The organism is Nocardioides sp. Z40_12 (assembly GCF_058215795.1).
In genome coordinates, this window is sequence record NZ_JBZAJA010000001.1 from 581423 (window position 1) to 603626 (window position 22204).

Consider the following 22204-nt stretch of genomic DNA (forward strand, 5'->3'; position numbering starts at 1 on the left):
CCGCACCACCCCCAGGAGGCACCGCATGCCCAAGACGCGCGAGACGAGCGGCAAGGTCGTCCCGATGCCGGACGGGCCGCCGGACGCGACCGGGCTCACCCCGCGTCAGCAGCGGATCCTGCTCTCCATCAAGGACTCGCTCGAGCAGCGTGGCTACCCGCCGAGCATGCGCGAGATCGGCCGGGAGGTCGGCCTCACCAGCTCCAGCAGCGTCGCCCACCAGCTCAAGGTGCTGGAGGAGAAGGGCTACCTCAAGCGCGACCCCAACCGCCCTCGGGCCCTGGAGGTCTTCCTGCCCGAGGTGCTGGCCGCCCGCCGGGCGATGAGCAGCGCCGAGGAGTCGTCGTTCGACCCGACGGGCGTGGGCGACGCGGCGCCCGCCGCCCAGTACGTCCCGGTCCTCGGCCGGATCGCCGCCGGCGGGCCGATCCTGGCCGAGGAGCGCGTCGAGGACGTCTTCCCGCTCCCCAAGCAGCTCGTCGGCGACGGCACCCTCTTCCTCCTCGAGGTCTCGGGCGACTCGATGATCGACGCGGCCATCTGCAGCGGCGACTACGTGGTGATCCGGCAGCAGCCGGATGCCGCCAACGGCGAGATCGTGGCCGCGATGATCGACGGCGAGGCGACCGTCAAGACCTTCCAGCGCAAGGACGGCCAGGTCTGGCTGCTGCCCCACAACGACGCCTACGAGCCGATCGACGGCACCCACGCCACCATCCTCGGCAAGGTCACCGCGGTCCTGCGCCGCATGTGATCCTGGCCCGGGAGGTCAGGCTAAACTCGCGGCGATGCGACGGTCCCGAGCAGAGCCCCAGTCCTCACCGGCCCCGCCGCTCGCCGAGGGGGTCTCGCCGGAGGTGTTCCGCACCCGGCCCGACGACCGCTTCAAGCTGACGGCGGAGTCGAAGGACCTGCTCGACGCGCTCTCCCGGGCGAGCGCGGAGGCCGGCTGGGTCTCGGCGCTGGGCTACAACCTCACGATCAGCCACAGCCACCGCTTCGTCTGGTACCGGGTCGCCAAGGTCGCCACCCGCACCGTGCGGCACCACTTCGCCACCCACGAGGTCTCCCTCGACGTCGACCACGCGATGCGGGTGCGCTACCCGACGGCGCTCTTCGCCGACTACTTCGCCTTCGCCTTCGTCCGCGACCCGCTCGAGCGGTTCCTCTCGGCCTGGCAGGACAAGGTCGTCAACACGAACTACTTCAAGTTCGACGGCGACACCCACGCCCGGATGCAGCGGGTCGAGGAGTTCGCCCGGTGGACCGCCACCCACGACCTGCGCGCCGTCCCGGGCACCGACCAGCACCTGGCGCTGCAGACCCGACTGATCGACCTCGACCGGGTCGACTTCGTGGGACGGCTGGAGACCTTCGACCGCGACTTCGCCGAGGTCTGCGAGCGGGTCGGCGCGCCCGCCGTGCCCGCCCGCCCGCGCAACCAGACGGCCCCCGGCGGGCGTCGGCTCGACGTCTCGGACGAGCTCCGCGAGCTGGTCAGCGCGATGTACCGGCGCGACTACCAGATCCTCGGCTACTGAGCCCTACTCCCCGGCGGCCGCGGCCAGGCGGCTGAGCGCCTTGCGCACCACCTGCGGGTCGTGGGTCGTCCACATGGGCGGGAGGCTGGCCTTGAGGAACCCGCCGTACCTCGCGGTGGCCAGCCGCGGGTCGAGCACCGCGACCACACCCCGGTCCGAGGTGGTGCGGATCAGCCGGCCGGCGCCCTGAGCCAGCAGCAGGGCGGCGTGGGTCGCGGCCACCTGCATGAAGCCGTTGCCCCCGGCGCGGTCGGCCGCGCGCTGGCGGGCCGACATCAGCGGGTCGTCGGGACGCGGGAACGGGATCCGGTCGATCAGCACCAGCTGGCAGGTCTGCCCTGGCACGTCGATCCCCTGCCACAGGCTCAGGGTGCCGAACAGGCAGGTGTGCGGGTCGGCCACGAACTGACGCGCCAGCTCGGGGAGCTGGGCCTCACCCTGGGCCAGGGTGGTCAGGTGGGGCAGCCGTTCCCGCACCACCTCGGCGGCCGCCTCGGCGGCGCGGCGGGAGGAGAAGAGGCCAAGCGTGCGCCCGTCGGCGGCGTCGACGAGATCGACGATCTCGTCGAGCTGCGCCTGGCCCAGCCCGTCCCGGCCGGGCGGCGGCAGGTGGCGGGCGAGGTAGAGGATGCCCTGGCGCCCGTAGTCGAACGGCGAGCCCACGTCGAGCCCGCGCCACGGGCGCGCTCCCTCGGACTCCACGGCGGGGGCGCCGGTGTCGACGCGCTCCGAGGGCTTGAGCCCCAGGCTGCCGGCCACGGAGGCGAAGTCGCCGCCCAGCATCAGGGTCGCCGAGGTGAAGACGACCGTCTTGTCGGTGAGCAGCCGCTCGCGCATCTGCGCCCACACCTGGAGCGGTGCCACGGCCAGCCGGGCGGGCATCCGCTCGCGGGCCTCGTTGAGCCACAGCACGTCGGCGTCGCTGCCGGCCGCCATCCGCTCCGCGGTCGTGAAGACCTCCTGAGCCAGCCCCTTGGCCTGGGTCCGGGCGGCGTCAACCTCCCCCGCGCCCTTCTCCTCCTTGCCGAACGCCGAGACCACCGCCCGGGCGGCGTCGCGGACCAGCACCAGCGCGTCGCCCAGCTGCTGCCCCATCTGGTCGATCCGGCCCCCCGGGGTCATCGCCAGGGCGTCGGCGAGGGCCTCGGCGGCGTCGGCCAGGTCGTCGGCGGGGTTGGAGGCGCCGGCGTTCTCGGCCACGTGGCGCTGGGCCCGGCGCGAGGCCCGCTCCACGTCGCCCACGGACAGCTCGTCGGTCGCCGCCTGGGTGACCCGCGCGGTGAGCTCGTGGGCCTCGTCGATCACCACCACGTCGTAGTCGGGGATCATCGGCACCCCCTCGATCGCGTCGATGGCGAGCAAGGAGTGGTTGGTGACGATCAGGTGGGAGCGCTGGGCCTTCTCCTTGGCCCGTTCGGCGAAGCACTCCGTGGCGAAGGCGCAGCGCGCCGCGCCCAGGCACTCCCGGTGGTTGACGCTGACCTGACGCCAGGTGCGGTCGGTGTGGCGGGGCGCGTTGTCCCGCTCGCCGGAGCCGCCCGACTCCACCTCGGCCTCGGCCCAGCTGCGCAGCTCGAGGACCTCGGCGCCCATCGAGCCGGCCGGGACGTCGACCAGCACACCCTGCTCGTCGGGGACGCCCTCGCGGACGCGGTGCAGGCAGGCGTAGTTGGACCGCCCCTTGAGCACCGCGTAGGAGGAGTCCACCCGGTCGCCGACCGCCTCCATGAGCCGCGGGATGTCGCGCTCCACCAGCTGGTGCTGGAGGGCCAGGGTGGCGGTGGCCACGACCACCCGGTCGCGGTGCAGCAGGCTGGGCACCAGGTAGGCCAACGACTTGCCGGTGCCCGTCCCGGCCTGGACCAGCAGGTGCTGGCCAGACTCCATCGCCGCGGTCACCGCCTCGGCCATCTCGACCTGGCCCGGGCGCTCCTGACCGCCCAGCGCCCCCACGGCAGCCGCCAGCACCTCCGGCACCGAGGGTGCGGGAGGTGCGGCGGTCTCGGTCGCGTCAGGCATCCGAGAAGCCTAGGGCCGGGCGCCGACAGTCAGGCACCTCAGACGACGGCACCGGAGTCGTCGGGGGCGCGCTCGACCCTGATCTTCTTCTCCTTCGACATCGGCCACCGCTCCTGGAGGTAGGTGACCAGCGGGGTCGCGGTGAAGACCGAGCTGTAGGTGCCGACCACCAGACCCACGAGCAGGGCGATCGCGAAGTCGCGCAGCGAGTCTCCACCCAGGACCGCGAGGGCGGCCAGGATGAACATGGTGCCCAGACCCGTGTTGACCGTCCGCGGCAGCGTCTCGACCGCCGCCTTGTTGGCCAAGTCGGTGAAGAGCTCGCCGGGCTTGGACTCCCGCCAGCGCTCACGGACCCGGTCGAAGACGACCACCGTGTCGTTGACCGACAGACCGATGATGGTCATCGCGGCGGCCAGGAAGATGCCGTCGATCGGCTTCTGCAGCCAGGCGAACAGACCCACCACGATCAGCACGTCGTGCGCCATCGCGATCACCGCGCTCAGGCCGAAGGTCCACTTGAAGCGGACGGCGAGGTAGATCAGCTGGGCGGCGAAGGCGATCGCGAAGGCGATGATCGCCTTGTCGCGCAGCTCGTTGCCGAACGAGGCGCTGATCTTCTCGTCTCGGACCTCCTCGGCCTCACCGCCGATCTCGGCCAGGGCCGCCCGGATCTCCTCGGCCTCCTCGTTGCTGATCTCGCCGGTGCGGACGGTGATGTTGGCCTGGTCGGACTCCTGGACGGTCGCGTCGGCGAAGCCCGCCTCCTCGACCGCGTCGCGGGCCTCGTCGGCGTCCAGCTTCTCGGTGGTGGAGAACTCCATCACCCGGCCCCCGCTGAACTCGACGCCCAGGTTGAGCCCGTTGACCACGATGCCGGCCAGGGCCACCAGGGTGACCACGCCGGAGATCGCCAGCCACAGCGCGCGCTTGACCATCAGCTGCGGGTTCTTGCGCTCCAGCCAGGTGCGGACCCGGCCGATGTCGGCGATGCCGGAGACCTGCGGGTGCCGCGAGACCCACTTGTTGGCGACCCCTAGCTCGGTGAGCACCCGGGCGATGATCAGCGCCGAGACCATCGAGGCCACCACGCCGATGCTCAGCGTGACACCGAAGCCCTTGATCGGCCCGGAGCCGAGGAAGAAGAGCAGGCCGGCGGCGAGCAGGGTGGTGACGTTGGAGTCGATGATCGCGGTCCAGGCCTTGTTGAACCCGATCATCAGGGCCCGGCGCAGCCCCGCGGACGGGTTGGCCTGGTACTCCTCCCGGGCGCGCTCGAAGACCAGCACGTTGGCGTCGATCGCCATGCCGATGGCCAGCACGAAGCCCGCGAGGCCCGGCAGGGTCAGCGTGGAGCCGAGCCCGACGAGCATCGCGTAGGCCAGCAGCGCGTAGGAGGTCAGCGCGATCGTGGCGAGGAAGCCGACGAAGCGGTAGACGAAGATGATGAAGAGCCCGGTGAGCACCAGGCCGATGACGCCGGCCTTCCACGAGGCGTCGATCGCGGCGTCACCCAGGGTGGGGCCGATCTCGCTGACCGAGATGATCTCCACCGGCAGCGGCAGCGCGCCGCCCTCGATCAGGATGGCCAGCTCCTGGGCCTCCTGGATCGTGAAGTTGCCGGTGATCTGGGTGCTGCCGATGATCGCGCTGCCGCAGGGCACCTGGACCTCGGGCGAGGAGATCACCTCGCCGTCGAGCACGATGGCGATGCGACGCTGGTCGCCGGTGGCGCAGGCGGCGTCGGCGGAGAGCTTCTCGAAGGCGTCGGATCCGGCGCGGGAGAAGTCGACCGCGACGGCCCAGCCCGTGCTGTTCTGGGGCTGCACCGCCTCGGCGCCGGTGATGTCGTTGCCCTCCATCACCGCGGGGCCCACCTCGAGCACGTCGCCCTGCTCGCTGGGGACGAGCAGGTTGCCCTTCTCCGAGGGCTTGCCGTCGGCGTTCGGCAGGCCGCCGGCGACCACCGGGTGGACGGTCAGCTGCGCCGTCCGGCCGATCGTCTCGACCGCCTGCTCGGAGTCCTGCACGTCGGGCAGCTCGACCAGGATGCGGTTGTCACCGGAGCGGACCAGGGTCGGCTCGGAGACGCCGAGCGCGTCGACGCGGCCCCGCAGGACCTCGACGGCCCGGTCGGTGTTCTCCGCGTTGGCCTTCACCCCCGAGGGGCTGTCGCTGGTCTCCAGGGTGATCGACGTGCCGCCGCTGAGGTCGAGACCCAGCCTCGGCTCCTTGTTGAGGGCGAGCGCTGCGCACCCGGCCAGCAGGCCGAGCACGAGGATGAAGCGGATCCAGGCACCACGTGACATGCGACGCATCTTTCCCTAGCCGACCAGAGGTGCCCAATCCGGGCACCTCCTCTGGAACGCGCCGCGCGCCCGGTTGGTTCCGGTGCCCTCGGAAGGTCCCCCGTGACGTTACCTGAGAGGAAGTTGATAACGTGCTGAGAAGTCGGAGCTCCCGAGGAATCACTGACTCGCTGGGGCCCTAAGCGCGCGCCTTCGGGGACCACCCCCGACGTCCGCCCCCGGGTGTGGACGCGGCCGCCGCCAGCGAGAACCCCCGACCACGCACCGGTTCCGGGAACGCTGCCGGCGGGGTGCGACGCCTCCGGCGACGTGAGGAGCTGCACGTGGACGGGTTGGATTCGGTGACCTTCGGAGTGGGGACGATCCTGCTCCTGCTGCTGGCGTTCTACGGGGGGACCTTCTGGATCTCCACGCGGATCGGCAAGAAGAACGAGAACGCCGACGGCTACATGACCGCCGGCCACAACATCGGCTTCGGGATCTCCGCGGCCAGCATGACCGCGACCTGGATCTGGGCGTCGTCGATGTACGCCTCCGCCAGCTCCGGCTACACCTACGGCATCTCCGGCCCGATCCACTACGGGTTGTGGGGCGCGCTGATGATCTTGTTCATCTACCCGTTCGGCCGGCGGATCCGCGCCGTCGCGCCCCGCGCACACACCCTCGCCGAGGTGCTGCACGTGCGCCACGGCCGCTCCAGCCAGCTGATGCTCGCCGGCTCCAACGTGGTCGGCAGCCTGATCAGCCTGATGTCCAACTTCATCGCCGGCGGCGTGCTCATCTCGCTGCTCTCCCCCTTCACCTTCGTCCAGGGCGTCTTCATGGTGGCCGGGGGCGTGCTGCTCTACACGCTGTGGTCCGGCTTCCGCGCCTCGGTGCTGACCGACTTCGTGCAGGTCGCGGCGATGCTCGGTGCCGTCATGGTGATCGTGCCGGTGATCTTCTTCGCCGCCGGCTTCCCCGCGGCGTTCGAGACAGGCGCCGGCAACCTGACCGCGCAGCAGGGCAACTTCTTCTCCAGCGACGCCTTCCTCAACCAGGGAGCGCCCTACATCGCCGCGGTCCTCGCCTACGCCATCGGCAACCAGACCATCGCGCAGCGGCTCTTCGCCGTGCGCGAGGACCTGATCAAGCCCACCTTCATCACCGCCACCGTCGGCTACGGCGCGATGGTGATCGGGGTCGGGATGCTGGGCGTGATGGCGCTCTACCTGGGGCTGGAGCCGCAGGGCGGGGACGTCAACAACCTCGTCCCGCAGATGGCCGCCGCCTACCTGCCCGGTGTCCTGGTGGCCGTCTTCTTCATCATGATCATCGGGGCGCTCTCCTCGACCGCGGACTCCGACCTCTCGGCGCTGTCCTCGATCGTGATGGCCGACGTCTACGGCCAGAACGTCGCCGGCCGCGAGGGCGCCAACCCGCGCACCATGCTGCTGATCGGCCGCGCCACCATGGTCGTCTCGACGGCGATCGCCATCGCCTTCGCCAGCCTCCAGCTCGACATCCTCGACCTGCTGGTCTTCGTCGGTGCCCTGTGGGGTGCGCTGGTCTTCCCGGTGATCGCCAGCTTCTACTGGGAGAAGGTCACCAACAAGGCGTTCACCGTCTCGGTGCTGGTCGCCCTGGCCGTCTTCCTCCCGGTGCGCTTCTCGCTCATCCCGATGAACGGCGTCACCGGGCTCGTCGTTGACGTGCTCTCCATCATCGGCGTCGGCGTGGTCGCCGCCCTGATGGTCTTCGGCTTCCTCGGGCTCACGCCCGCGAAGATCGCCGGTGTCGTCGCGGCGCTGGTCTCGGCCCCGTTCGCCTTCGGGGCGATCCACGACTACGCCACCCTCAGCGGCTCGTTGGTCGCCTACGCCGTCAGCACGCTGGTCTGCTGGGGCATGTCGTCGCTCAGCGGCGCGTCGTTCGACTTCGACTCGGTCAAGGACCTGGTCGGCGACTTCGACGCCGACGACGACCTCGACGACAACCTCGACCCGGTCCGCTGACCCGGATCCAGAAGGAGAACGCCATGAGCACCGTCGCACTCACCCTCTACGTCCTGATGTGGCCGGTGATCGTCGCCGCCGTCCTCTTCGTGATCAGCCGCGCGTTCCTCGGCGAGTGGCGCGAGGCGCGCCGCGAGGGGCGCGACCTCATCTGAGGACGGCTCAGACGGAGTACACGAGGAGCTCGCCCGCGAGCTCCTCGTGTGCTCGTCCGCGGACCCTGGTCCCGGCGCCGGTGTGCTCGAGCTGGTCGATCTCGCCGTGCTGGTGCAGCTTGTTGAGCAGGTCGCCCCGCTCGTAGGGCAGCAGCGCGTCGAACTCCACCGACGGGTGGGGCAGCTCGGCCTCGACGGTCGCGAGCGCCTCGGCGATGCCCTCGCCCGTGCGGGCGCTGACCACCACGCTGTGGGGCTCGCGCTGGCGCAGCCGGGCGATGACCATCGGGTCGGCCGCGTCAGCCTTGTTGATCACCACCAGCTCGGGCACCTTGTCGGCCCCGATCTCGGCGAAGACCTCGCGGACGGCGGCCAACTGGCCCTCCGGGTCGGGGTGCGAGCCGTCGACGACGTGCAGGATCAGGTCGGAGTCGGCGACCTCCTCCAGCGTCGAGCGGAACGCCTCGACGAGCTGGTGGGGCAGGTGCCGGACGAAGCCGACGGTGTCGCTCATCGTGTAGACGCGGCCGTCGGCGGTCGTCGTACGCCGGGTGGTGGGGTCGAGGGTGGCGAAGAGCGCGTCCTCGACCAGGACCCCGGCGTCGGTGAGCCGGTTGAGCAGCGAGGACTTGCCGGCGTTGGTGTAGCCGGCGATCGCCACCGACGGGATCTGGTTGCGCTGGCGCTGGGAGCGCTTGGTCTCCCGGGTGCCCTTCATCGCCTTGAGGTCACGGCGGAGCTTGGCGATCTTGTCGTTGATCCGGCGACGGTCGGTCTCGATCTTGGTCTCACCGGGGCCGCGGCCGCCGATGCCCTCACCGCCGGAGACCCGGCCACCGGCCTGGCGGGAGAGGTTGCCACCCCAGCCGCGCAGCCGCTGCTTCATGTAGGTCAGCTGGGCCAGCTCGACCTGCGCCTTGCCCTCACGCGACTTGGCGTGCTGGGCGAAGATGTCGAGGATCAGCGCGGTCCGGTCGACGACCTTGACCTTGAGCCGGTCCTCGAGGTTCCTCAGCTGGCTGGGCGCCAGCTCCCCGTCGCAGATCACGGTGTCGGCGCCGGTGGCGGCGACGATCTCGCGCAGCCCGTCGACCTTGCCGCGCCCGATGTAGGTCGCGGGGTCCGGGCGCTGCCGGCGCTGGTAGATGGCGTCGAGCACCTCGGCGCCCGCGGTCTCGGCCAGCAGCGCCAGCTCGGCCATGGAGTTCTCCGCGTCCTCGACCGACCCCTCGGTCCAGACGCCGACCAGGACGACCCGCTCGAGCCGGAGCTGGCGGTACTCGACCTCGGAGATGTCCTCGAGCTCGGTGGAGAGGCCGGCGACCCGCTTGAGCGCGTGGCGCTCGGCGAGGTCCATCGACCCGGTGGTCTCCTCGGGGTCGGGCTCATCGGGGTCGGGCTCCGCGTAGCCCGACTCGAAGTCGTCGTCGTCCCACGCCTGCGTGGCGTCGAGCTGGTCGTTCAGCGAGAAGTCGCGTGCGTTCGTCATATGCCCTTCAGGGTAGGCCCGGGGCGCACCTGACGCGACCCGTTATCGGTGGTCAACGTTGTGCCCGCCCCGGCCATTCCTCATGCGAGGAGGGCGGCGGCCGCGGGCGCGACCACCTCGCGAGGCAGGTGGCCGAGCACCACCAGCTCCGACATCCCGTGCACGGTGGCCCACAGGCCGGCCGCCAGGGCGGCGGGGTCGCGGCCCGCGAAGCGAGGCAGCGCCACCAGCCCGTCCACCTCGCGGGCCAGGAGCTCCTCGTTGCGCGCGATCAGCGGCGCCATCGCGTCCGAGGGCGTGCCGGCCGAGCAGTACTCGGGGTCGAAGATCAGGGAGAACGCCTGCGGGTTGTCGGCCGCGAACCCGACGTACGCCGTGAACATCGCGCTCAGCCGCGCCACCGGCCCCTCCTCCCCCGCCATCGCCCGCTCCTGGGCGGCGACCAGGTCGCCCATCGCCCGCACGCCGACCGCCACGAGCAGCCCCGCCCGGTCCCCGAAGTGGTGGTAGGGCGCGTTGTGGCTGACCCCGGCGCGACGGGCGACCTCGCGGAGGCTGATCCGGGCCGGAGGCACCTCCTCGAGCAGGTCGGCCGCGGCCGCCACCAGTGCGGGCCGGAGGTTGCCGTGGTGATAGGCCGACGGAGATCTTGACACGGACAAGATGGTACGCGATGTTGGCGGTGTCCACATTCTTGTCATTGTCCAGATCGGAGCACCGCCATGACCCGCACCCTGATCGTCGACGCCCACCCCGACCCGACGTCGCTCACCGCCGCCCTCTCCGCCCGCTACGCCGCCGGCGCCGCCGCCGAGGGGGTCGCGCTGACCCTGCGCGAGCTCGACTTCGACCCCGTGCTGCACGCCGGCTACCGCCCCGGCCAGCACCTGGAGCCCGACCTGGCACGCGCCCGCGAGCTGCTGGAGTCCAGCGAGCACGTCACCGTGCTCACCCCGCTCTGGTGGGGCTCGGTGCCGGCACTCCTCAAGGGCTTCTTCGACCGGACCCTGGAGATCGGCTGGGCGTTCCGCTACCTCGACAACGGACGCCCCGAGGGCCTGCTCGCCGGCCGTACCGGTCGGGTGGTCGTCACCTCGGACTCACCCCGCTGGTACCTGCCGCTGGTGGGAGACACCACGGTCAAGCAGGTGAAGGCCCGGACCCTGGAGTTCTGCGGCATCAAGCCGGTCAAGGTCACCCGCTTCACCGACGTCCGCCACGCCTCGGAGCAGCGTCGCGCGCAGTGGCTGGACCAGTGCGAGGCGCTCGGCGCCCGCGACTCGACTCAGAGCGCGGTCTCTCCCCGGGCCACGATCACGGCGGGCCCCGTCAGCAGGACGTGACCCTGCTCGGTCCAGCTCACCTGGAGCTCCCCGCCCGGCACGTCCACCCGGTACGTCGCCGGGCGCGAGGCGCCGTCGGCGCGAGCGGTCGCCACCATCACCGCGCAGGCGCCGGTGCCGCAACTGCGGGTCTCCCCCGAGCCGCGCTCGTGGACGCGCATCGCGACGTGACCGGCGGCGCGGCGGACGACGAACTCCACGTTGACCCCGTCGGGGAAGACCGCGGGGTCGTGGCGCGGCGCCACCAGCAGCGACCCGGCGTCGGCCAGGTCGTCGACGAAGGCCACGGCGTGCGGGTTGCCCATGTCGACGCTGAGCGCCGGCCAGGAACGCTCGCCCACCGCCACCGAGGTCTCCCCCAGCACCTTCGGCACCCCCATGTCGAGGGTGACCAGGTCGCCGTCGACGGTGCAGACCTTGATCCCGTCCCTGGTGGCCACCGGCACCGGCTCGTCGGCCGGGACCAGCCCCTCCTCGACCAGGTGACGGACGAAGACGCGCAGGCCGTTGCCGCACATCTCGCTGACCGAGCCGTCGGAGTTGCGGTAGTCCATGAACCACTCGGGGTCCCCCGCCCCGACGGCCGAGGTGCGCAGCACCCGCAGCACCCCGTCGGCACCCAGGCCCGCCCGGCGGTCGCAGAGGGCGCGGACCCGCTCGGCGGAGAGGTCCCCGTGGACGGACCCGTCGTGGTCGGGCAGCAGCACGAAGTCGTTCTCGGTGCCGTGGCCCTTGAGGAACGGATAAGTCACCGGCCCAGTGTGACACCCGGCCACCGGGACGCCCCGGTCAGCCGACCGCGCGGAGCGCACGCTCCACCCGGTCTGGGTCGTCGAACCGGATCCAGGTGATCCGGGGGTCCTTGCGGAACCAGGAGTCCTGCCGCCGGGCGAAGCGCCGGGTCGCGATCACGGTCCGCTCCTGGGCCTCGGCCAGGGTGAGCTCGCCGTGCAGGTGGGCCGCGACCTCGCGGTAGCCGATCGCCCGGGAGGCGGTCAGTCCCTCCTCCAGGCCTTCGGCCAGCAACCGCTCGACCTCCTCGACGAAGCCCTCGTCGAACATCTGCGCCACCCGCCGGGCGATCCGGGCGTGGAGGGTGGGGCGGTCGATGTCCACGCCGATCTGCACCGTCGTCGGGTCGGCGTACTCCAGCCGCGGCAAGGTGGCGCTGAAGGGCCTGCCGGTGATCTCGATGACCTCCAGGGCACGGACCACGCGGCGCCCGTTGGCGACCAGGATGCCGGCGGCCGCCTGTGGGTCGAGGCTCGCCAGGCGGGCGTGCAGGAGGGCGGGGCCGGCCTCGGCGAGCTCGGCCTCGAGCCGGCGGCGTACCGACTCCTCGGTGCCCGGGAACTCGAAGCGGTCGAGCACCGCGCGGGTGTAGAGCGCCGAGCCGCCGACCAGGACCGGCACCCGGCCCCGCCCGCGCACCTCCGCGATCGTGCGCCGTGCCAGCTCCTGGAACTGCGCCACGTTGGCGGTCTCCCGCACGCTCATCAGGTCGAGCAGGTGGTGCGGGATGCCGCGCCGCTGCTCCGGGGGCAGCTTGGCGGTGCCGATGTCCATGCCGCGGTAGACCTGCATCGCGTCGGTGTTGACGACCTCGCCGTCCAGCCGCTCGGCCAGGTCGAGGGAGAGCCCCGTCTTGCCGGCGGCCGTCGCCCCGACCACGGCGACGACGGGCGGGAGCTCGCTGGGCATGGGGGCTAGTGTGCCAAGGCGACCTGACCGACGAGCTGGAGGTGGAACATGGGAGACCCGGAGCACGAGGAGCGCCCGACGCCCGACCCGCAGACCGAGGAGGAGCCGGGGCTGACCACCCCCGGGCCGCCCACCGACCCCTCGAACCCGACCGGCTGAGGTGGAGCGCTTCGTCGTCGTCCCCGCCAGCTACGTCTACCTGCTGCGCGAGGGGGCAGGGGGCACCGAGGTGTTGCTCCAGCTGCGCACCGGCACCGGCTACATGGACGACCACTGGGCGGCCGCCGCCGCGGGTCACGTGGAGCGGGGCGAGACGGCGTACGACGCGGCGCACCGCGAGGCTGCCGAGGAGCTCGGCATCACCGGCGCCGACCTCCGCCTGGAGTTCACGATGCAGCGCACCGCCCACGCGTCGGCGATCGACGAGCGGATCGACTTCTTCCTCACCGCCCGCAGCTGGGACGGGGAGCCCCGCATCGTGGAGCCGGAGAAGTGCGCGGCACTGGACTGGTTCCCGCTCGACGCCCTCCCCGACCCCGTGGTCGGTCACGAACGATTGGCGCTGGCCAATCTGGGCACTGAGGTGAAGTACCTGACCTTCGGATTCTGAACCAGGAGCGCGCGCATGAGTGACGAGATCGGCAAGCAGCCGAAGCCCACCACCGAGGAGCCCGAGCTCCACCCGGGGGGCGTGGACGCCATCGTGCCCGACGAGCCCACGGCCGATCCGGTCCCGCACGACCTCGACCCCGCGGACAACGCGGCCGTCGACGACGCGATCCCGGACGAGATCACCGAGCCCGACCAGGAGAAGGACCAGGCGCCCGACGACGGCAAGGTCTCGGGCGAGGACGACACCGAGGACGAGCCGCCGGCATGAGTGAGAAGACACCAGACCAGGACCGTGACCCGGGCGCCGTCGACCCGGACGTGGCCGAGTCCCTGCAGGGCTCCAACCCGGCCGCGGGCGGCGACGACCGCCTCGGCGGCGGCATGGGGATCAGCAGCGAGCGGGTCGGCCACGCCGGCCCCGGCCAGGAGGCGACCGACGGACTGCGGGACTCCGCACCCCACCCGGTCGACCCGGACGACGCGCCGCCCGAGCAGTCCGCCGACGGCCACGAGCCCAAGCCGGTCGGCATCCCGCCCAAGCAGGCCCCGTCGGACGACGTCGGGCGCTGAGCCAGCACGCTTTGTGCTCCCGGAGGGACACCTGGTGACCCTTCGGGAGCACAGACCCTGTGGAACACGGCGCCCTCCCCAGCATCCGGCCACCGCGAGGGCACGGTCCCGGACGTCGGCGGCAGTCTCGGGGGCGTGACGACCGACCACTTCGCCGAGCTGCTCGCGCACCAGTCGGGGGTCATCTCCCGGCGGCAGGCCTTGGAGGCAGGTCTGCAGCCCCATGACCTTCGTCGGCTCGAGCGGCGCCGCGAGCTGACGCGGCACCACCCCCGGGTCTACCTCGCCCACACCGGCGAGCCGACATGGATCCAGCGCGCGTGGGCCGGGGTCCTCTTCGCGTGGCCGGCGGCGCTGTGCGACTCCTCCTCCCTCCGGATGACCGACGGTCCGGGTAGGACCGCGCACGACGCCGGCGTCATCCACGTGGCGGTGGAGCGCGAGCGCGATCTCGACCTTCCGCCGGGCCTGCGCCTGCACCGGGTCGCCGACCTCACACCGAAGGTCCACTGGAACACCTCGCCACCCCGGATGCGCACCGAGCACGCCGTGCTGCGCGAGGCCGCCCGAGCCTCGAGCGACTTCGGAGCGGTGCGGATCCTGTCGGACGCGGTCCAGTCCCGCCGGACCACCGCACCCCGGCTCCAGGCGGCCTGGACCGAGCTCGAGCGCTTGCCTCGACGACGGTTCCTCGCCAGGGTCCTCGATGACGTGGCGACGGGAGCCTGCTCGGTGCTCGAGCACGGGTACCTGCACCGGGTCGAGCGGGCGCACGGCCTGCCCGCGGCCGACCGGCAGGTGCGGGACTCGCTCCGGGGTTCGGTCTACCGGGATGTGGAGTATCGAGCCCACGGTCTCCTGGTCGAGCTGGACGGCCGCCTCTTCCACGACACGGCCGCGGCACGCCACCGCGACCTCGAACGGGATCTGGATGCCGCTGTCGCGGGGTGGGTCACGATCCGTCTGGGGTGGGGCCAGGTCTTCGACCACTCCTGCCTCACAGCCGCGCGACTCGGGGCGCTGCTCAGGACCCGCGGCTGGTCCGGCAGCCCCCGCAGTTGCCCGTCCTGCTGAGTGGTTTGTGCAGCGAGAAGGTCAGCGGGTGACCTTGCCGGTGCACAAACCCGTATGACGCAGCGGCGGGTCAGCGGCAGGCGGGCGCAGGCGGCAACGGGGCGGGGACGCCGAGGGTCGGCATGCCGAGCCCGACGCCGGAGGCCGGCGCGGGGGCCGCGGTACGGCGCTCCCACGCGTCGCCGGCGCGGGTACGGCGCACCGAGAGCACCGGGCCGTCGGCGACCAGGTGGTGCGGGGCGGCGTAGGTGACCCGGACGGTCACCATGTCGCCGGGGCGCACGGAGTCGGCCTCGACGCCGCTGAAGTCGGCCTCGAAGTGGACCAGCCGGTTGTCGGGGCCACGACCCGACAGGCGGGCGGTGGCGTTGTCCTTGCGCCCCTCGCCCTCGGAGACCATCAGCTCGACGACCTGACCGACCTGCTTGCGGCTCTCCTCCCAGGCGACCTCCTCGACCACCGCGACGAGGCGCTGGTAGCGGTCCTTGACCACCTCGGGCGGGATCTGGTCGGGCATGGCCGCGGCCGGCGTCCCGGGGCGGATGGAGTACTGGAAGGTGTAGGCGTTGGCGAACCGGGCCCGGCGGACCACCTCGAGGGTCTGGAGGAAGTCCTCCTCGGTCTCGCCGGGGAAGCCGACGATGATGTCGGTGGAGATCGCCGCGTGCGGCATCGCGGCGCGCACCCGCTCGATGATCCCGAGGAACTTCGACTGCCGGTAGGAGCGGCGCATCGCGCGCAGCACCCGGTCCGAGCCGGACTGCAGCGGCATGTGCAGCTGCGGCATCACGTTGGGGGTCTGCGCCATCGCCTCGATCACGTCGTCGGTGAACTCGGCCGGGTGCGGGGAGGTGAAGCGGACCCGCTCCAGCCCCTCGATCTCGCCGCAGGCGCGCAGCAGCTTGGAGAAGGCCTGGCGGTCACCGAACTCGACTCCGTAGGCGTTGACGTTCTGGCCCAGCAGGGTCACCTCGGTGACGCCCTCGGCGACCAACGCCCGGATCTCGGCGAGGATGTCGCCGGGACGCCGGTCGGTCTCCTTGCCGCGCAGAGCCGGCACGATGCAGAACGTGCACGTGTTGTTGCAGCCCACCGAGATGGAGACCCAGGCGGCGTAGGCCGAGTCGCGCTTGGTCGGCAGCGTGGAGGGGAAGACCGAGAGGGACTCCAGGATCTCGACCTGCGCCTCCTCCTGGGAGCGGGCCCGGTCGAGCAGGGCCGGCAGCGAGCCGATGTTGTGGGTGCCGAAGACGACGTCGACGTACGGCGCCCGCGCCACGATGGTCTCCCGGTCCTTCTGCGCCATGCAGCCGCCGACGGCGATCTGCATGCCGGGGCGCTTGGCCTTGACCGGGGCGAGGTGGCTCAGGTTGCCGTAGAGCTTGTTGTCGGCGTTCTCCCGCACCGCGCAGGTGTTGAAGACCACGACGTCGGCCTGCTCGCCGGCCGGGGCGGCGGCGTAGCCCGCCTCCTCCAGCAGCCCGGTGAGGCGCTCGGAGTCGTGGACGTTCATCTGGCACCCGTAGGTGCGGACCTCGTAGGTGCGGGGAGCGGTCTGGGGCGTGGCAGTCATGGCCTCCCCAGGGTACGGCGACCCTGCCGCGAGGTCACGATTCGGTGAACCAACGGGGTCAGGGGTGCCTCGCCGCGTGCACTCTGGGTAGGTTGCCGCAATGACCGTGGCTCAGAGCACCTCCACCGGCCAGACCCTGGTCAGCCTCCAGGGCGTCAACAAGTGGTTCGGGCAGCTGCACGTGCTGAAGGACATCGACCTGGAGGTCGCCCGCGGCGAGGTCGTCGTGGTGATCGGTCCGTCGGGGTCCGGCAAGTCGACGCTCTGCCGGGCGATCAACCGCCTCGAGACGATCGACAAGGGCTCCATCAGCCTCGACGGGCAGCCGCTCCCCCAGGAGGGCAAGGCCCTGGCCAACCTCCGCGCCGAGGTGGGGATGGTCTTCCAGTCCTTCAACCTCTTCGCCCACAAGACGATCCTGGAGAACGTCACGCTGGGGCCGATCAAGGTGCGCAAGCAGGACAAGGCCACCGCCGAGAAGCGCGCGATGGAGCTGCTCGAGCGGGTCGGCGTCGCGCACCAGGCCGAGAAGTACCCCGCCCAACTCTCCGGGGGCCAGCAGCAGCGGGTGGCGATCGCCCGCGCGCTGGCGATGGAGCCGAAGGTGATGCTCTTCGACGAGCCGACCTCGGCCCTCGACCCGGAGATGATCAAGGAGGTCCTCGACGTGATGGTCGACCTCGCCGGCGGCGGGATGACGATGATCGTGGTCACCCACGAGATGGGCTTCGCCCGCACCGCCGCCGACCGGGTGGTCTTCATGTCCGACGGCGCCATCGTCGAGGAGAACACCCCCGAGGAGTTCTTCACCAACCCGCGCTCGGAGCGGGCCCAGGACTTCCTCGGCAAGATCCTCAAGCACTGAGCATCCCCCCAGACGCACGACTCATCAACCCGAGAAAAGCAAGGGAGAACGCATGCGATTCATCAGGAGCAAGGCGCTCATCGTCGGCGCCACGCTGGCGCTGACCATGGCCGCCTGCGGCGACGCGGGCGAGGACGACGCCGGTGAGGACGTCGAGGTCTCGGAGAACGCAGCCGAGGACTTCGAGGACGGCACGCGCATGAAGGAGATCGCCGAGTCCGGCAAGATCACCGTGGGCGTCAAGTTCGACCAGCCCGGCCTCGGCTTCAAGGGTGCCACCGACGACATCCCGAAGGGCTTCGACGTCGAGGTCGCCAAGATCCTGGTCGCCGACCTCGGCATCGACCCGAACAACGCCGACATCTGGACCGAGACCATCTCCGACAACCGCGAGCCCTTCCTGCAGGAGGGCCGCGTCGACCTGGTGCTCGCGACCTACTCGATCACCGACGACCGCCGCAAGGTCGTCGGCCAGGCCGGCCCCTACATGGTCACCGGCCAGCAGCTCCTGGTCCCCGCCGACAGCGACGTCGAGAGCATCGACGACCTCAAGGGCAAGGAGGTCTGCTCGGTGACGGGCTCGACCTCGATCGACCGGATCAACGAGCAGGGCGCCAAGGGCGTGGGCTTCGACAGCTACTCCGAGTGCGTGCAGAAGGTGCTCGACGGCACCGTCGAGGGCATGTCCACCGACGGCGCGATCCTGGCCGGCTTCGCCGCCCAGAACGAGGGCCAGCTCAAGGTCGTCGGCGAGGAGTTCTCCGAGGAGCGCATCGGCGTCGGCTACTCCCAGGACAGCCCGGAGATGTGCCAGTGGATCAACGACACCCTCACCGAGGCGTTCGAGGACGGCACGTGGGCGAAGGCCTTCGAGGACACCCTCGGCCCGTCGGGCGTCGAGACCCCCGAGCCCCCGGCGCTGGACGACTGCGCCTGATCCAGGCGTGACCACGCACCACGCATGACGCCATGACCCGGGGCGGCGCACCACGCGCCGCCCCGGGCCAGGTCCCCACCACCGAGAAGGGAAGCCCGGCTTGACCGCAGTCCTGGACAACCTCGACCTCTACTTCAAGGGCTTCGGCTACACCGTCTTCCTCTTCCTCTTCTCCGGTGTCCTCTCGATGCTCCTGGGCACGCTGCTGGTCGCCTTCCGCGTCGGCCCCGTCGCGGTGCTGAGCAAGGCCGCCGCCTTCTACGTCACCACCGTGCGCAACACCCCGCTGGTGATCGTCTTCGCCTTCTTCTCCTTCGCCGCACCGGTGCTGGACATCCGGTTCAACTGGCTGCAGATCTCGTTCGGCGACTTCGACCTCACCGCCTTCTTCGGCGCCGCGGTGGTCTCCCTCTCGCTCTACACCTCCGCCTTCGTCTGCGAGGCGCTGCGCTCCGGCGTCAACGCCGTCCCCCTCGGCCAGGCCGAGGCGGCGCGGGCGATCGGCCTCCCCTTCGCCGGCGTGATGCGCCAGGTGGTGCTGCCCCAGGCGTTCCGCGCCTCCGTGCCGCCGCTGGCCAGCGTCCAGATCGCCCTGATCAAGAACACCTCGGTCGCCGCGGTCTTCGGGGTCGCCGAGGCGGTCTCCCAGATGCGCTCGTTCACCAACAACTACAGCTCCGAGCGCACCGCGATCTTCATCGCCTTCGCCCTCGGCTACATCGTGCTCGTCGAGCTGTTCTCCTTCGCCGCCAACCGCCTCGAGCGTCACTGGAGGATCGCCTGATGAGCACCAGCGTCCTGTTCGACGCCCCCGGGCCCCGCACCGTCGCGCGGCACCGCCTCTACAGCGTCGTCTCGCTGGTGGCCCTCGTCGGCCTCGTCGCCTGGGCGGTCTGGCGCTTCTACGACGCCGGGCAGCTCGCCGGCGAGAAGTGGGAGGTCTTCGTGACCCCCCGCTTCGTCGAGGCGCTGCTCGTCGACGGGGTCCTGGAGACCGTCAAGATGGCCGGCACCGCGGTGGCAGGCGCCGTGGTCTTCGGCGCCATCTTCGGCCTGGGCAAGATGTCGGACCACGGGTGGGTCAGGTGGCCCGCCTGGGCGGTGGTGGAGTTCTTCCGCGCCGTCCCGGTGCTGCTGCTGATGGTCTTCACCTGGTACGCCCTGGGCATCGCCGACGGCAGCTCCTCCTACTGGGCGGTGGTCATCGCACTCACCCTCTACAACGGGTCGGTGCTCGCCGAGGTGCTGCGCGCCGGGGTCAACGCGGTCCCCCCGGGTCAGGCGGAGGCGGCGTACGCCATCGGGATGCGCAAGACGCAGGTGATGAACATCGTGCTGCTGCCGCAGGCGGTGAAGATCATGCTGCCCGCGATCATCAGCCAGTGCGTGGTCGCGCTCAAGGACACCGCGCTCGGGCTCTACGTGGTGGCGCCGGGCCTCACCCAGGTCTCCCGCCAGATCTACCTCGAGTTCGACAACCGGGTGCCGACCCTCTTCGTCACGGCGCTGCTCTACATCGTGATCAACCTGGTCCTCACCTGGCTGGCCACCCTGGTGCAGAAGCGCTTCGTCGGCGAGAAGAAGGTGCTCCAGGTCTCGATGGTCGGCGGCGCTCCGGACGACGACAAGCGGGTCTGAGCGCGCTCAGGAGCCGGTGGCCCACTGCAGGGAGGAGGCGTCCAGCCGGGCGACGTCCTCGGCGTCCAGCCGGAGCTGCAGCGCCTCGACCGACCCGCGGATCGACTCCGGCCGGCTCGCGCCCGGGATCGGGATGACGCACGGGTCCTGCGCCAGCTCCCAGGCCAGGGCGACCTGCTGGGGGGTGGCGTCGTGCTTGCGCGCGACGTCGCCGAAGTCGGGGAACGACGAGCCCAGGCCGGCGGCGTGCGAGATGCCGCCCAGCGGGCTCCACGGCAGGAAGGCCAGGCCCAGCTCGGCGCAGAGGTCCAGCTCGGGGCGCGAGCCGCGGAAGCTCGGCGAGAACCGGTTCTGCACCGAGACCAGGGAGCTGCCGAGGATGCCGTGGGCCAGGCGGATCTGCGCCGGGTCGGCGTTGGAGAGACCCACCCCGGCCACCTTGCCCTGGGCCACCAGCTCGGCGAACGCGCCGATCGTCTCCTCGTAGGGGACGGCCGGGTCGGGGCTGTGGTGCTGGTAGAGGTCGATCCGCTCGACGCCGAGACGCTCCAGGGAGCCCTCGACCGCCTCGCGGATCCACTCCGGGCGCCCGTCGGTCGGCCATGCGGCGCCGTCGCGGCGCAGCCCGCCCTTGGTGGCCACGACCACCTGCTCGGTGTCGCCGGCGTAGGAGGCGAGCGCGTCGGCGACGAGCCGCTCGTTGTGGCCGAGCCCGGTGCCGTCGGGGGCGTAGCAGTCGGCGGTGTCGATCAGGGTGACGCCCGCGTCGAGCGCGGCGTGGATGGTCGCTCGCGCCCGGACGGCCGCCTCCTCCCCCCCGATGGAGAGCGGCATGGCGCCGAGGCCGATCGCACTGACGGCACTGTCGCCGAGGGGTCGTTGCGGGAGGCTCATGCGCCCCACCCTAGTCAGAGCGAGCCGACCGCTTAGGCTCGTGCGCATGAGCACCAAGCCGCCACGCAGCCGGATGACTGGAGCCGAGCGCCGCGAGCAGCTCATCGACGTCGCACGCGGGCTCTTCGCCGAACGAGGCTTCGACGGCACGGCGGTGGAGGAGGTGGCCGCCCAGGCCGGGGTCTCCAAGCCGGTCGTCTACGAGCACTTCGGCGGCAAGGAGGGCCTCTACGCCGTGGTCGTCGACCGGGAGGTCACCAGGCTGCTCACGATGATGCGGGCCTCGCTGACCGGCGACAGCTCCCGCGAGCTCCTGCAGAACTCGGTGGGGGCGCTCCTCGACTTCATCGAGCTGAGCCCCGAGGGCTTCCGGATCCTGGTCCGCGACAGCCCGGTGGGGGCGTCGACGTCGACCTTCAAGTCGCTGATCGGCGACGTCGCGAGCCGGGTGGAGGGCATCCTGATGCAGAAGTTCGGCGAGAAGGGCCTCGACCCGGAGGTCGCCCCGATGTATGCGCAGATGCTGGTCGGGATGACCGCCATGCTCGGTCAGTGGTGGCTCGACGCCCGCCAGCCGGCCAAGGAGGTCGTCGCCGCACACCTGGTCAACCTGGCCTGGCACGGGCTCTCCGGCATGGAGGCCAGCCCGAGCCTGCTCACCCAGTGACTGCGGCCACCACGAAGATCCGGCGGAAGGGCAGCACCACGGCTCCGTCCGTGGCCGGGTAGGCCTCGCGCAGCCGGCGACGGAACTCGTCCTCGAAGGCGGGCCGCAGGTCGCTCGGCAGCGCCTGGAGGGTCGGGCGCGCCCCCGTCGCCGAGACCCACTCGAAGACGGGGTCGGGGCCGGAGAGGACGTGCAGGTACGTCGTCTCCCACGCGTCGACCGAGCAGCCCAGGCCGCGCAGCGCCCTCAGGTAGGTCGCCGCGTCGTGCGAGTCCGGGACCGCGGCTCCCCCGGTGTGCGCGGCGTACGGCGGCGAGGCGGCGAGCTCGCGCCGGATGGTGTGGCTGGGCTCCTCGAAGTTGCCGGGCACCTGGAAAGCGAGCCACCCGCCGGGACGGACCGCCCCGAGGAGCGCGGGGAGCAGGTCGAGGTGGTCGGGCAGCCACTGCAGCGTGGCGTTGGAGACCAGCACGTCGACCGGGTCCGGACCGGCGGCGAGCCAGTCGCGCAGGTCCGCCACCTGCCAGGCGATGCCCGGCACGGCGCGGGCGCGCTCGATCATCTCGGGACTGGAGTCGACCCCGGTCACCTCCGCCCCGGCCCAGCGCTCGGCGAGGAGCCGGGTCAGGTTGCCCGGGCCGCAGCCCAGGTCGACCACCCGGGCCGGCGCCGCGGCGGGGACCCGGGCGAGCAGGTCGACGAAGGGGCGACCGCGCTCGTCGCCGTACTCGAGGTAGAGGGCCGGGTCCCAGGAGAAGGTCATGACGTCCACCCTCGGCAACATTTGTCTTGATGTCAAGATTCTCGACCGTCCGATAGTGTG

The 22204-nt window shown here is 71.5% G+C and carries 23 protein-coding genes; 14 read left to right on the forward strand and 9 right to left on the reverse strand.

Going from position 1 to position 22204, the window contains the following annotated elements; translation table 11 throughout:
• Positions 1-25 precede the first annotated feature (25 nt).
• Positions 26-754 (forward strand): transcriptional repressor LexA, encoded by a 729-nt coding sequence (gene lexA, locus AC4BG9_RS02755; protein ID WP_490569547.1) that lies wholly within the window; start codon positions 26-28, stop codon positions 752-754.
• A 34-nt stretch (positions 755-788) separates the two neighbouring features.
• Positions 789-1541 (forward strand): sulfotransferase family 2 domain-containing protein, encoded by a 753-nt coding sequence (locus AC4BG9_RS02760; protein WP_490569548.1) that lies wholly within the window; start codon positions 789-791, stop codon positions 1539-1541.
• A 3-nt stretch (positions 1542-1544) separates the two neighbouring features.
• Here AC4BG9_RS02760 and AC4BG9_RS02765 read toward each other — a convergent pair whose 3' ends face one another.
• Together AC4BG9_RS02765 and secD are read right to left on the reverse strand one after the other, a co-directional pair.
• On the reverse strand, positions 1545-3560 hold the full coding sequence (locus tag AC4BG9_RS02765) for an ATP-dependent DNA helicase (protein ID WP_490569549.1): 2016 nt from the start codon (positions 3558-3560) through the stop codon (positions 1545-1547).
• Positions 3561-3598: 38 nt separating this feature from the next.
• Complete coding sequence (gene secD / locus AC4BG9_RS02770; RefSeq protein WP_490569550.1) at positions 3599-5869, reverse strand: protein translocase subunit SecD; 2271 nt, start codon at positions 5867-5869, stop codon at positions 3599-3601.
• A gap of 323 nt (positions 5870-6192) precedes the next feature.
• Between secD and AC4BG9_RS02775 the strand changes: the two genes are divergently transcribed.
• Both AC4BG9_RS02775 and AC4BG9_RS02780 read left to right on the forward strand, forming a co-directional pair.
• Positions 6193-7863, forward strand: a complete 1671-nt coding sequence (locus tag AC4BG9_RS02775; RefSeq protein WP_490569551.1) for a sodium:solute symporter family transporter — start codon at positions 6193-6195, stop codon at positions 7861-7863.
• A gap of 23 nt (positions 7864-7886) precedes the next feature.
• Positions 7887-8018 carry a putative transporter small subunit gene (locus AC4BG9_RS02780; protein ID WP_490569552.1) on the forward strand — a complete coding sequence of 44 codons (132 nt, stop codon included), beginning with the start codon at positions 7887-7889 and terminating at the stop codon, positions 8016-8018.
• A 7-nt stretch (positions 8019-8025) separates the two neighbouring features.
• On the opposite strand, the gene hflX is transcribed toward AC4BG9_RS02780, so the two are convergent.
• Together hflX and AC4BG9_RS02790 are read right to left on the reverse strand one after the other, a co-directional pair.
• Positions 8026-9507, reverse strand: a complete 1482-nt coding sequence (gene hflX, locus AC4BG9_RS02785; protein WP_490569553.1) for a GTPase HflX — start codon at positions 9505-9507, stop codon at positions 8026-8028.
• Between the two features lie 80 nt (positions 9508-9587).
• Positions 9588-10163 (reverse strand): TetR/AcrR family transcriptional regulator, encoded by a 576-nt coding sequence (locus AC4BG9_RS02790; RefSeq protein WP_490569554.1) that lies wholly within the window; start codon positions 10161-10163, stop codon positions 9588-9590.
• A gap of 66 nt (positions 10164-10229) precedes the next feature.
• Here AC4BG9_RS02790 and AC4BG9_RS02795 point away from each other — a divergent pair, with 66 nt between their 5' ends.
• The gene (locus AC4BG9_RS02795; protein WP_490569555.1) at positions 10230-10850 is read left to right on the forward strand and encodes an NAD(P)H-dependent oxidoreductase; all 621 of its coding nucleotides are present in this window, start codon (positions 10230-10232) and stop codon (positions 10848-10850) included.
• Here AC4BG9_RS02795 and dapF read toward each other — a convergent pair.
• Both dapF and miaA read right to left on the reverse strand, forming a co-directional pair.
• Positions 10793-11602 carry a diaminopimelate epimerase gene (gene dapF, locus AC4BG9_RS02800; protein ID WP_490569556.1) on the reverse strand — a complete coding sequence of 270 codons (810 nt, stop codon included), beginning with the start codon at positions 11600-11602 and terminating at the stop codon, positions 10793-10795. The two genes, AC4BG9_RS02795 and dapF, sit on opposite strands and share 58 nt — an antisense overlap.
• A gap of 37 nt (positions 11603-11639) precedes the next feature.
• Complete coding sequence (gene miaA / locus AC4BG9_RS02805) at positions 11640-12551, reverse strand: tRNA (adenosine(37)-N6)-dimethylallyltransferase MiaA (RefSeq protein WP_490569557.1); 912 nt, start codon at positions 12549-12551, stop codon at positions 11640-11642.
• A 160-nt stretch (positions 12552-12711) separates the two neighbouring features.
• Here miaA and AC4BG9_RS02810 point away from each other — a divergent pair, with 160 nt between their 5' ends.
• The 4 genes from AC4BG9_RS02810 (at position 12712) to AC4BG9_RS02825 (ending at position 14807) form a co-directional block, all read left to right on the forward strand.
• Positions 12712-13161: an NUDIX domain-containing protein gene (locus AC4BG9_RS02810; RefSeq protein ID WP_490569558.1), complete on the forward strand. Its 450-nt coding sequence runs from the start codon at positions 12712-12714 to the stop codon at positions 13159-13161.
• A gap of 15 nt (positions 13162-13176) precedes the next feature.
• Positions 13177-13431: a hypothetical protein gene (locus AC4BG9_RS02815; protein ID WP_490569559.1), complete on the forward strand. Its 255-nt coding sequence runs from the start codon at positions 13177-13179 to the stop codon at positions 13429-13431.
• Positions 13428-13733: a hypothetical protein gene (locus AC4BG9_RS02820; protein WP_490569560.1), complete on the forward strand. Its 306-nt coding sequence runs from the start codon at positions 13428-13430 to the stop codon at positions 13731-13733. Before AC4BG9_RS02815 ends, AC4BG9_RS02820 begins: the two co-directional genes overlap by 4 nt.
• Positions 13734-13868: 135 nt before the next feature.
• Entirely contained in the window at positions 13869-14807 is a 939-nt protein-coding gene (locus AC4BG9_RS02825) for a hypothetical protein (RefSeq protein WP_490569561.1), read from the forward strand.
• A 70-nt stretch (positions 14808-14877) separates the two neighbouring features.
• Here AC4BG9_RS02825 and miaB read toward each other — a convergent pair whose 3' ends face one another.
• Complete coding sequence (gene miaB / locus AC4BG9_RS02830; protein ID WP_490569562.1) at positions 14878-16380, reverse strand: tRNA (N6-isopentenyl adenosine(37)-C2)-methylthiotransferase MiaB; 1503 nt, start codon at positions 16378-16380, stop codon at positions 14878-14880.
• A 100-nt stretch (positions 16381-16480) separates the two neighbouring features.
• On the opposite strand from miaB, the gene AC4BG9_RS02835 reads away from it, so the two are divergent.
• The 4 genes from AC4BG9_RS02835 to AC4BG9_RS02850 all read left to right on the forward strand — a co-directional run bounded on the left by AC4BG9_RS02835 (position 16481) and on the right by AC4BG9_RS02850 (position 19820).
• Positions 16481-17245 carry an amino acid ABC transporter ATP-binding protein gene (locus AC4BG9_RS02835; RefSeq protein WP_490569563.1) on the forward strand — a complete coding sequence of 255 codons (765 nt, stop codon included), beginning with the start codon at positions 16481-16483 and terminating at the stop codon, positions 17243-17245.
• A gap of 52 nt (positions 17246-17297) precedes the next feature.
• Entirely contained in the window at positions 17298-18182 is an 885-nt protein-coding gene (locus tag AC4BG9_RS02840; RefSeq protein ID WP_490569564.1) for a glutamate ABC transporter substrate-binding protein, read from the forward strand.
• A 100-nt stretch (positions 18183-18282) separates the two neighbouring features.
• Entirely contained in the window at positions 18283-18966 is a 684-nt protein-coding gene (locus AC4BG9_RS02845) for an amino acid ABC transporter permease (protein ID WP_489964543.1), read from the forward strand.
• Entirely contained in the window at positions 18966-19820 is an 855-nt protein-coding gene (locus AC4BG9_RS02850; RefSeq protein WP_490569565.1) for an amino acid ABC transporter permease, read from the forward strand. Before AC4BG9_RS02845 ends, AC4BG9_RS02850 begins: the two co-directional genes overlap by 1 nt.
• A 6-nt stretch (positions 19821-19826) precedes the next feature.
• Here the strand turns inward: AC4BG9_RS02850 and AC4BG9_RS02855 are convergent, their stop codons facing one another.
• Positions 19827-20714, reverse strand: coding sequence for an aldo/keto reductase (locus tag AC4BG9_RS02855; protein WP_490569566.1), 888 nt, complete (start codon positions 20712-20714; stop codon positions 19827-19829).
• Positions 20715-20760: 46 nt separating this feature from the next.
• Between AC4BG9_RS02855 and AC4BG9_RS02860 the strand changes: the two genes are divergently transcribed.
• Complete coding sequence (locus AC4BG9_RS02860) at positions 20761-21381, forward strand: TetR/AcrR family transcriptional regulator (RefSeq protein WP_490569567.1); 621 nt, start codon at positions 20761-20763, stop codon at positions 21379-21381.
• On the opposite strand, the gene AC4BG9_RS02865 is transcribed toward AC4BG9_RS02860, so the two are convergent.
• Positions 21371-22144, reverse strand: coding sequence for a methyltransferase domain-containing protein (locus AC4BG9_RS02865; RefSeq protein WP_490569568.1), 774 nt, complete (start codon positions 22142-22144; stop codon positions 21371-21373). The genes AC4BG9_RS02860 and AC4BG9_RS02865 overlap by 11 nt on opposite strands.
• Between the last annotated feature and the right edge of the window lie 60 nt (positions 22145-22204).

Bases quoted from the DNA above. Each gene is read 5' to 3' on its own strand.
- lexA (WP_490569547.1), top strand. From the start codon at position 26: ATGCCCAAGACGCGCGAGACGAGCGGCAAGGTCGTCCCGATGCCGGAC.
- AC4BG9_RS02760 (WP_490569548.1), top strand. From the start codon at position 789: ATGCGACGGTCCCGAGCAGAGCCCCAGTCCTCACCGGCCCCGCCGCTC.
- AC4BG9_RS02765 (WP_490569549.1), bottom strand. From the start codon at position 3,560: ATGCCTGACGCGACCGAGACCGCCGCACCTCCCGCACCCTCGGTGCCG.
- secD (WP_490569550.1), bottom strand. From the start codon at position 5,869: ATGTCACGTGGTGCCTGGATCCGCTTCATCCTCGTGCTCGGCCTGCTG.
- AC4BG9_RS02780 (WP_490569552.1), top strand. From the start codon at position 7,887: ATGAGCACCGTCGCACTCACCCTCTACGTCCTGATGTGGCCGGTGATC.
- hflX (WP_490569553.1), bottom strand. From the start codon at position 9,507: ATGACGAACGCACGCGACTTCTCGCTGAACGACCAGCTCGACGCCACG.
- AC4BG9_RS02795 (WP_490569555.1), top strand. From the start codon at position 10,230: ATGACCCGCACCCTGATCGTCGACGCCCACCCCGACCCGACGTCGCTC.
- miaA (WP_490569557.1), bottom strand. From the start codon at position 12,551: ATGCCCAGCGAGCTCCCGCCCGTCGTCGCCGTGGTCGGGGCGACGGCC.
- AC4BG9_RS02815 (WP_490569559.1), top strand. From the start codon at position 13,177: ATGAGTGACGAGATCGGCAAGCAGCCGAAGCCCACCACCGAGGAGCCC.
- AC4BG9_RS02820 (WP_490569560.1), top strand. From the start codon at position 13,428: ATGAGTGAGAAGACACCAGACCAGGACCGTGACCCGGGCGCCGTCGAC.
- miaB (WP_490569562.1), bottom strand. From the start codon at position 16,380: ATGACTGCCACGCCCCAGACCGCTCCCCGCACCTACGAGGTCCGCACC.
- AC4BG9_RS02835 (WP_490569563.1), top strand. From the start codon at position 16,481: ATGACCGTGGCTCAGAGCACCTCCACCGGCCAGACCCTGGTCAGCCTC.
- AC4BG9_RS02840 (WP_490569564.1), top strand. From the start codon at position 17,298: ATGCGATTCATCAGGAGCAAGGCGCTCATCGTCGGCGCCACGCTGGCG.
- AC4BG9_RS02850 (WP_490569565.1), top strand. From the start codon at position 18,966: ATGAGCACCAGCGTCCTGTTCGACGCCCCCGGGCCCCGCACCGTCGCG.
- AC4BG9_RS02855 (WP_490569566.1), bottom strand. From the start codon at position 20,714: ATGAGCCTCCCGCAACGACCCCTCGGCGACAGTGCCGTCAGTGCGATC.
- AC4BG9_RS02860 (WP_490569567.1), top strand. From the start codon at position 20,761: ATGAGCACCAAGCCGCCACGCAGCCGGATGACTGGAGCCGAGCGCCGC.
- AC4BG9_RS02865 (WP_490569568.1), bottom strand. From the start codon at position 22,144: ATGACCTTCTCCTGGGACCCGGCCCTCTACCTCGAGTACGGCGACGAG.